Source organism: Streptomyces katrae (assembly GCF_000717655.1).
Taxonomy (GTDB): Bacteria; Actinomycetota; Actinomycetes; order Streptomycetales; family Streptomycetaceae; genus Streptomyces; species Streptomyces katrae_B.
Map to the genome: position 1 here is coordinate 81,672 of NZ_JNZY01000025.1, position 8,995 is coordinate 90,666.

An 8,995-nucleotide genomic window follows, 5' to 3' on the forward strand; every position below is an offset into this window, starting at 1 on the left:
GTTCACTCGTCGTTGAGGCATCACGGAGACCGGGGGCCAAAGTTCGTGCTTCCGAGTCTGGTGCCCGGCCAGGAGGCGGGCGGCGCCCCGACGTCATTCGGATGGCGGCCTCTGGAACCAGGCCGGCATCTCGTGACCGGTGAACTCTTGGTAGGCGCGTCTGACGCTTTGCGGAGCGCCGGCGTGAGCAGCTCGTACGAGGTCCGTGATCCAGGCTCCGATCGGGTGCTCGTGTTCCTTGAGCTGCGGCGCCATGCCAAGGGCGAAGAGGAGGGGGATGACGGCTTCGGTGAATCGGCCGGCTTTGATCAGGATGTGGCCCAAGCACACGGTGTTTCGTACGTAACCGACCCGGTGGGCATCGGGGTCTCGTTCGAAGAGTTCCGTGAACATCGCGGTCGACTCGCGGCAGTGCTCCAGCGCGTCCGACCACCGTCCCGCGTCCGCGAGCCTCAGCGCGTGGTTGCCCACCGTAGCCGCCAGGTCGGGCAGGTTGGCGTCGCGGTCGGCTTGGACGCGTCCGCGTGCGATCTCGACGGCCTCCGCCGAATAGGTGAGGACGTCATCGAGCCGCCCCGCTTCTTCCAGCCATTGGGCGTGGAAGCCGGCGGCGATGGGAAGGCCCGGCGTGTCGGCCGGTCCGCCCCTCAGCTCACGGCTGCCGGCCACCGCCTCCTGCGAGCACACCAAGGCGTCGTCGAAACGTCCCATCCTCATCAGGCGCGTCGCGTGCGGGATCAGTGCACGGACCAGGTCTGCGAGGCTGCTCGAGTCGCCATCGCGGCCGGCCTTCTCCCGGCACAGGGCGACTCCTTCTTCGGACCAGACGAAGGCTTCGGCGAGGCGGTCGGCCCTTTCCAGCAGCACCATGTGCATGGCCACCAACGCGATGAGCGCCGCCAGGTGGACGTCCCGGTCCTGGTGGACCGACTCCCTGCAGGTGTGGACCGCCTCCTCGGACACGCGCAGTGCTTCCGCCCCGCGCCCGAGATTCGAGAGCAGCACCGCATGGCTCCCCAGCGCGTTCGCGAGGGCTGCCAGGTGGGGATCCCCGTCCAGGCTCGCCAACTCCTTCTGGACCTCGACCGCTTCCTCGGAGTGCGACAGGGCGTCGAGCGGGCGCCCGGTCTGTTCCAGCAGCGTCGCATGGCCACTCAGGGCTGCCGGAAGGTCGGGCAGGAACCTTGCGCGGTCCAGCCGGACAAGGTCCCTGAGCGCTCCCAGGGCCAGCCCGGAGTAGGTGAGGGCGTCCGCATCGCGCCCCGCGTTCACCAGAAGCCGCGCGTGGGCGGACACGACGCAGAACAGGTCTCGCATGGAGGTGACGTGGAGACTGCCGTCGGGCTGCACGGTGAGTTCACGCAGCATTTCGACGGCGTCCGCAGACCAGCTGAGCGCCTCCTCCTCGCGTCCCGCGTCTGTCAGCCAGCGCGCGTGGTTGTGCGTCGCCCGAGCCAGCTCGGGAAGGAATCTGTCCCGGTTCTGCGCCGTGAGAACGGACAACCAGAGCACGGCCTCATTCGAACGGGTCAGCGCATCGTCGGCGCGACCGACCTGGGCCAGGCGTACGGCGTAGTTGCCGACGGAGTACGCGAGGGAGGGCAGCCGGGCCGCGGACGGCTCGCGGTTCGCCAACTCGCGCAGGGACATGAAGGCTTCCTCGGTGAGCGCCAGGGCCCGGTCGTGCCGGCCGACGTTCGCGAGGCGGTTGGCCAGGTCTCCGCGGATCAGTGCACGTTCCTCGGCGTCGTCGGCCGCGGCGGCAAGGCGGTGGTCGAGAAGCCTGTCGGCGACGGCGGCCGCCGCGGGAGCCCACTCTCTGCGTTCCTCGGGGAGCAGTTCGTCGATGGCCTCCAAGACGTCGAGGTCCATGTGCGGGTGAGTGGCGAGAGCGACTACCGCGGCCCCGCCGGCCTGTATGGCGAGCGCAGGCGTGGTGCGCAGCAGCGGACAGAGCTGGGTTCGTGCCAAGTGGGGCCACCGGGCGGCGGCTTCCACGAGGGTGGTCAGCGCTCGACGGGTCCACACCGGGCCCTCGTCCGCGGCAGCAGGGCCAGTGCTGTCCGCGGGAGCCAGCAGACGCGCGGGGGCCTCGTCGGCCCACAGGTCAGCGGGGTGGTCGTGGGTATGGCCGGGGGTGAGCAGGGCAACGTAGTCCTCGCCCAGCCGGTCCGGGTACAGCGGCTCCAGCACGGTGGCCGGCTCCGTTCCTGCCGCCCCCGGTTGCGCGGCGGGCGGATAGCAGCGGGCGTGGTCCTTCAGCATCGCCCCCGGTGATTGCGAGCTCTCGATGTCCGCCCGGATGACGGCCCGCTTCCCGTCGGCGTAGCCGAGCGGCCCGGTGAGCGTGGCGGTGTAGACGATCTGCCCCATGTCGTTCGCCGTCACCAGGAGCGGGTCCTCACGGCGGTGGCACAGGGAGAGCCAGTGGTGGCGTTCCCGGGCCAGAAGATATGCCGAGACCTCGACGGGGTCACTCGGCGGCTCATCACCCTGGTGTACGGCGAGGACGACGACGAGGGCGGCCATGTGCACGGCCAGGACGAGCTGGTACTCCTCCCGGTCCGCAAGGCCCGCGGGGAGCCCGGCCGGCCCGGTATCGGGGATGTCCAGCAGTTCGGCGAACCGGTCCCGAGCTGCCGAGAACAGCCCCGCCCGGTCCACCGCGGGGTCGCTCTCCAAAGGCGGGAGTTCGAAGCGCTCCGCGTGCACGCCGAGGTCGTGCTCCATGCGGTAGGCGACGCTCTGCCACCACACCCCGCTCGGCCTGGCGAGCAGCAGGACCCGAACCCGGATGCCCCGCCCCGCACCCACGTTCGTGTCATCCAGCAACGTCAGCAGGTCAGGGGTGTCCCACCGCTCCGCGTAGTCCAGCACGACCAGCACGCCTGCGGCCGTGCCCAGGCCTTCCGGAACGTTGAAGGCCGGCGGAGCCTGCCGGTCTCTGCGATGGAATGCCCGCAAGACCGCCCAGCCTTGAGCGCCCCATTCGGTCGCGACCTCCATCGCGAGCCGCGTCTTGCCCTGTCCTCCCGGCCCGTGCACCAGACACACACGCAGCGTGCCGGTTGCATCGCGCCACTGCCGCAACCGCTCCCGCTCCGCCGTCCGCCCCGCGAAGTCCACCACAGCGCCGCCCGCCTGCAGCAGTGCACTCGGCTGCACGGCACCGCCGCCGAGCGCCGCTTGCGCCGGCACCCCGCCACCAGACCCGGGCGCCGGCCATGGCGCGAGCCGATACGGCTCCCCGCCCTCGTAGACCACCATGTCGCCCGCAGCCTGGAACACCCGGCCGAATCCGGACGCGACAGCACGCTGCTCCCGCCGGCGACCGAACCCCGGCTCATCGGGACGGGGCCACCTGGCTCCGGTCAAGGCCGCTCGTTCCGGTAGATCGTGATGTTCCCGCCGGCCTGGTGCACCGAACTGCTTCCGGACGCGGTGGCCGACTGGTGGACCGTCCCAGTAGCCCCGGCAGACCCCGCGCGGCTCTCCACGGCATCGACCAGGCGCTGCAACTGCTCGGCGAATCCGGCATCACGCTCGGCGTGCTCGGCCACCGCGTCGCTCACCCGGCGCACGGTCCGCTCACTGACCTCCCCGCCGCCGCGCCCGACCTCCGTGACCAGGGTCTCCAGCGCCGTGTCGCCCGAGAGCTGCCGGCTCACCAGGTCGTGGATGGCGTCCATGCCGATGTCGAAGGCCTGGTCGGCCTCCGCGTCAGCCGGTTCCGCCGCGCGGCGCAGCTTGCGCATCAGGTACCCGACTGCCGCGCCCGCCAGCAGCTCAATGCCCGTCACCGAACCTCCCCCAGACCGAAACCCGACATCCCACGAACGGCCTGTGCCAGCCCGCAGCAGTGGACGCCCACCCCGGGCCACGAGTATCTGCCAGCGACCCCGACCACACGACCAGAACGCCGAAACTGTCACCGCGCGCAGCCTCCTGATGCTTGCCGCGGTCGGAAGCTCACCCCATCGGGGGGGGTAGCCGTACGTCTGGTCGCCGTCTCCCCCGAGCGATGCGACGCGTCCCCGCCTCGTGCCCGGGCAGGGCGGCGTGTCTGGCTCGCGACGATTTCCGGCGCCAGCCACCGGTAGCCTGCGGCGACGACGGCTGCCTCACTGGTCATGCCCTCGATCTCGGCGACGGCGAGGTCATCACGGGCGGTGCGGGCAAGGAGGTCGAGGACGTCCGCCACGCCCGACGCACCGGCATGAGCACGGCGCTGACGTTCCTCGCCGTCGGCCCGGTCTGCGTACCGCGCCGCCGGATCCCGGCCGCATACCTGATGGACGCGGTCAAGGAGGCGGCATGGCTGGCAGTCTGGTGGACCGCGCGGTCCCCGACCGACGGATGAGCCGGCGCGTGCTCGGCTCCTGGGTGACGGCCGCGTGGGAGAGGTCAGTGCCGCGGGGGCAGGGGGTGGAGCGTCACGTCGTACACCTGCCCGTCAGCGACCGTCAGCGTCATGAACGAGCAGAAGGGCTGGCGTCTGCGGTCCGTGGGCGAGCCCGGGTTGAGCAGGCGCAGTCTCTCCGCAGTGGTGTCCCATGGGATGTGGCTGTGGCCGAACACCAGGACGTCCACCTCTGGGAACCGCGCGGCGCAGCGCCGCTCCCGTCCGGCGGACGCTCCCGTTTCGTGCACGACCCCGAAGTGCACTCCTTCCAGCTCGGCGTAGGCGACCTCCGGAAGCCTGCGGCGCAGTCCCGGGCCGTCATTGTTGCCGTACACACCGATCAACCGGCGGGACCTGGACTCCAACAGGTCGAGCGTGGCCTCGTCGACCCAGTCCCCGGCGTGGATGACGGCGTCGGCCTCGTCGACGGCGGCCAGGAGGGCTTCCGGGAGTGACCTGGCGCGGGTGGGGAGGTGGGTGTCCGAGGTCAGCAGGAGCCGCATGCGTTCCACGATAGGGGCTGCGCCGCGAGCGCCTCGGCGGACGCGGCCGTCTGGGCGCGGCGCCACACGGACCCCGGGAGTCACCCGCGTCGCACGGTCAGGCTCATTGCGGAGGGTTCGTCCAGACCCATGGCATCGGCCGGCCGGGCCAGAGCGGGATCGTAGGAGTTCGCCACGGCGTCCAGGGGACCGGGGGGAATCGAGGGCACGCAGGCCGCCACGACCGGAGGCGATCAGGGCGTCGAGCAGGGAACCGAGGCGACTCAGGGCTCGCAGTGACCGAGGGAAACCGGGGAGACACGGCGGGTGCCTCAGCGAGCCGTTGATGGCGACGCCCCCGTCCGGCAGCCAGAGGCCGGGGGCTTCAGCCTGCCTTGGCGACGGGAGGGACGTATTCCCCCACCAAGCTGCGGTGCCACCAGGCGCGGGTCTGCCGCAGCTCGTGGCGGTCGGTGAAGCGGTAGCGGTAGAGGCGGGCGCGCAGGAATGTGGGCGGGGAGGACGGGAAGGGATTGTGGCCCAGCAGCTTGAGGACGACGGGGTCGTTGTCGAGCAGCTTGACGAGGAAGGCCGTGAACCAGGGCCCGGCGTATGCGGGTGAGATGGCCGCGAACCACATCATCCAGTCGAGCCGCAGGTGGTAGGGGGCCACCTGTGGGGGCATTCGGCGTACGTCACCGGGTTTGCCCTTGAATCCGTATGCCTGCCACACCGTGTCGTCGGTGATCTCCGGTTCGTCGGTGCCTTCGAGCACCACCTCGTAGCGCGTGCGCTCAATGGTGCCGAAGGCTCCGTAGGTGTTCATCAGGTGGAAGGGGTTGAAGGAGTAGTTCATCACCTGGTGGCGGGAGAGCAGGTTGCGCACCGGCCAGTAGCTGAGCAGGACCATGAGCCCGGCGACGGCGAGCACCGTGCTCTCGTACCAGGTCGGCGGGGCGGCAAAGGAGGGCGGTTGGGGCAGGCCCAGCACGTCTGCGGCCCGTGCGCCGTCGATCGCGGTGACGGCGAGCAGGATGGTCAGCCAGTTGAGCCACGCGAAGTTTCCCGACGCCACGAGCCAGAGCTGTGTGACGACGATGAAGCCGGCGACCACGCTCGCGATCGGCTGTGGCGCGAACAGCATCACCGGAGCGACGAGCTGCGCCACGTGGCTGGCCGCGACCTCGACCCGGTGCAGCGGCCGCGGCAGGCGGTGGAAGCACCAGGTCAGGGGGCCGGGCATCGGCTGGGTCTCGTGGTGGTAGTACAGGCAGGTCAGGTCGCGCCAGCACGGGTCGTGACGCAGCTTGATCAGTCCGGCGCCGAACTCCAGTCGGAACAGGAGCCAGCGCAGGAGGAACAGCACCAGGACCGGGGGCGGCACATCCTCGTTCCCGAGGAAGATCGCCAAGAAGCCCGCTTCGAGCAGCAGCGACTCCCACATGAAGCCGAACCACGTCTGCCCGACGTTGACGACGGAGAGGTAGAGAACCCACGGCACTGCCCACATCAGCATCGACGCCCACAGCGGTACGCGGTCGGCCACGCCCACGGCGAGGGCCACGGAGAGCACGGTGCCCGTCCAGGCGGTGATCGCGAAGAAGCGGTCGGAGTAATGGAGCTGGAAGATGCTGGGCGATCTCCGGAAGGGAACGGACGCGACGAAACGCGGGACCGGCAGCAAACCGCGCTCACCGATGAGCGCCCGGAATTGATGGGCGGTGCTCAGGAAGGCGATGAAATAGAGCACGGCCAGACCTCGCTGGAACACGAGTCTGCTCAGCCAGTAATCACCGTCCGCGAACCACTCCACGACTCCTCCTGGCGTGGTGTCCTGCGTCCCGCTGTCCTATCCCCGCCGCATGCCGGATACCCGCTTCGCTTCCCCTACCTCTACCTTCCCCCCGGCGGGCGACCGGTGCAGCGGGTGGTCAGCCAGGGGCCACAGCCGCGCAACGGTACGAGCAGTGCGCCGGAGACCGGCATGCGCTACCGGTCATCGTCTTGCCGGACGGCACGGCCGACTTGGTTGCCGTGGATACGGGCCCACCGCTGGGCGTGGGAGGCGTGGGCTTCGAGGCCGCCGCCTTTCCTGTGGCCCTGGGCAGTCTGCTGGTGCTCTACACCGACGGCCTGATCGAGGCCCGAGGTCGTGACATCGGTGTCGGACTCCGCCGGCTGCGGGCGGCGCTCACCCACCCCGCAACGGCGCTGGACGACGTCTGCGACACAGTCGTCACGTCGCTGCTGCCGGACGGTGGGCGCCCGAGGTTTCGACGTGATCACATTCCCCATTCTTGAGTCGACTCTTGTCAATTTTCTTACTGCGCGCTATATAGGGAGTGTCGCCATGTGCATCTGTGACGAGTGGGAGAGGAGTGAACAATGATGCTCATGCGGACTGATCCTTTCCGGGAACTGGACCGGCTGACACAGCAGGTGCTGGGCGCCGCGGCCCGGCCGGCGGCCATGTCCATGGACGCCTTCCGCGAGGGTGATGCCTTCGTCGTCGAGCTCGACCTGCCCGGTGTCGACCCCGAGTCCATCGACCTGGATGTCGAACGGAACGTCCTCGACATCAGGGCGGAGCGGCGAACCACCGCGTCCGCAGAGAACAGCGACGTGCTGATCGCGGAGCGGCCCTCCGGGACCTTCAGCCGCCAGCTGTTCCTCGGCGAGATGCTGGACGCCGACCACATCGAGGCCTCCTACGAGGCCGGCGTACTGCGGCTGAGCATCCCCGTCGCCGAGGAGGCGAAGCCTCGGAAGATCGAGATCAGGGCAGACGGCCCGCGTAAGGAGATCAACGCCTGACGGGCGCGCGGCAGGAGGGTCGCAGTCTCGGGCGAGATCGACATCCTGAGCGCGCCGCAGCTTCGGGTGACCGAGGCCGTAGCAGTCGCAGAACTCGACAGCGACGGCCCTGCTCGGCCCGCCCCGCGAAGTGAACAGCCGAAAGATTCATTGATTCTGAGCTCGTTGGTTTGAGAGGAGCGGATGATGGCACGCGCAGTCGGGATCGACCTGGGCACGACCAACTCCGTCGTCGCGGTCCTGGAGGGCGGCGAGCCCACGGTCATCACCAATACCGAGGGAAACAGGACCACCCCTTCCGTGGTGGCCTTCGGCAAGGGCGGGGAGGTCCTGGTCGGGGAGATCGCGAAGCGGCAGGCGGTGACGAACGTCGACCGCACCGCCCGGTCGGTCAAGCGCCACATCGGAGAGAGCGACTGGCGGTTCCCCGCCAGCGGCGACATCGACGGCAAGCGGTACACGGCGCAGGAGATCTCGGCGCGGGTGCTGCAGAAGCTGAAGCGGGACGCGGAGGCGTACCTCGGCGAGGAGGTCACCGACGCCGTGATCACCGTTCCGGCGTACTTCAACGACTCCCAGCGCACCGCGACGAAGGAAGCCGGCGAGATCGCGGGCCTGAAAGTGCTGCGGATCATCAACGAGCCGACATCTGCCGCCCTGGCGTACGGGCTGGACAAGGAGAACGACCAGACCATCCTCGTCTTCGACTTGGGCGGCGGCACCTTCGACGTGTCCCTGCTGGAGATCGGCGAGGGACTGGTGGAGGTCAAGTCGACCAACGGCGACACCCACCTCGGCGGCGACGACTGGGATCAGAAGGTCGTCGATCATCTGGTGAAGCAGTTCCACAATGCCTACGGCATCGACCTGTCGAAGGACAAGATGGCGCTCCAGCGTCTGCGCGAGGCGGCGGAGAAGGCGAAGATCGAGCTGTCCGCCGTTACCGAGACGACGATCAACCTGCCCTACATCACGGCGTCCGCCGAGGGCCCGCTGCACCTGGACGAGAAGCTCACCCGCTCGCAGTTCGAGCAGCTGACCGCCGACCTGCTGGCACGTTGCAAGGCACCCTTCCACAACGCGGTCAAGGACGCGAAGATCAAGGTCTCGGACATCGACCACGTCATCCTGGTGGGCGGCTCGACCCGCATGCCCGCGGTCACCGAGCTGGTCAGGGAGCTGACCGGGAAGGATCCGCACAAGGGCGTGAACCCGGACGAGGTCGTCGCCATCGGCGCCACCCTCCAGGCCGGTGTCCTCAAGGGTGAGGTCAAGGACGTCCTGCTCCTCGACGTGA

General features: G+C 69.4%; 8 protein-coding genes. 4 read left to right on the forward strand and 4 right to left on the reverse strand.

Annotation, left to right across the window (positions count from 1 at the left end; genetic code table 11):
* Positions 1 to 93: 93 nt before the first annotated feature.
* Together IF09_RS40710 and IF09_RS40715 are read right to left on the reverse strand one after the other, a co-directional pair.
* Complete coding sequence (locus tag IF09_RS40710; RefSeq protein ID WP_158710069.1) at positions 94 to 3,198, reverse strand: tetratricopeptide repeat protein; 3,105 nt, start codon at positions 3,196 to 3,198, stop codon at positions 94 to 96.
* Between the two features lie 173 nt (positions 3,199 to 3,371).
* Positions 3,372 to 3,800, reverse strand: a complete 429-nt coding sequence (locus IF09_RS40715; RefSeq protein ID WP_037636110.1) for a hypothetical protein — start codon at positions 3,798 to 3,800, stop codon at positions 3,372 to 3,374.
* Between the two features lie 221 nt (positions 3,801 to 4,021).
* On the opposite strand from IF09_RS40715, the gene IF09_RS45875 reads away from it, so the two are divergent.
* On the forward strand, positions 4,022 to 4,360 hold the full coding sequence (locus IF09_RS45875) for a hypothetical protein (protein WP_158710070.1): 339 nt from the start codon (positions 4,022 to 4,024) through the stop codon (positions 4,358 to 4,360).
* Positions 4,361 to 4,404: 44 nt separating this feature from the next.
* On the opposite strand, the gene IF09_RS0127075 is transcribed toward IF09_RS45875, so the two are convergent.
* Positions 4,405 to 4,905 (reverse strand): metallophosphoesterase family protein, encoded by a 501-nt coding sequence (locus IF09_RS0127075; protein ID WP_030299858.1) that lies wholly within the window; start codon positions 4,903 to 4,905, stop codon positions 4,405 to 4,407.
* A 364-nt stretch (positions 4,906 to 5,269) separates the two neighbouring features.
* Positions 5,270 to 6,697, reverse strand: a complete 1,428-nt coding sequence (locus IF09_RS0127080; RefSeq protein ID WP_030299859.1) for a lipase maturation factor family protein — start codon at positions 6,695 to 6,697, stop codon at positions 5,270 to 5,272.
* Between the two features lie 56 nt (positions 6,698 to 6,753).
* Between IF09_RS0127080 and IF09_RS48060 the strand changes: the two genes are divergently transcribed.
* From IF09_RS48060 to IF09_RS0127095, 3 genes are all read left to right on the forward strand, one after another.
* Positions 6,754 to 7,185 carry a SpoIIE family protein phosphatase gene (locus IF09_RS48060; RefSeq protein WP_267882183.1) on the forward strand — a complete coding sequence of 144 codons (432 nt, stop codon included), beginning with the start codon at positions 6,754 to 6,756 and terminating at the stop codon, positions 7,183 to 7,185.
* Positions 7,186 to 7,269: 84 nt separating this feature from the next.
* Entirely contained in the window at positions 7,270 to 7,698 is a 429-nt protein-coding gene (locus IF09_RS0127090) for an Hsp20/alpha crystallin family protein (protein WP_030299861.1), read from the forward strand.
* Between the two features lie 186 nt (positions 7,699 to 7,884).
* A partial coding sequence (locus IF09_RS0127095; protein WP_030299862.1) for an Hsp70 family protein occupies positions 7,885 to 8,995 on the forward strand: 1,111 nt, incomplete at its 3' end.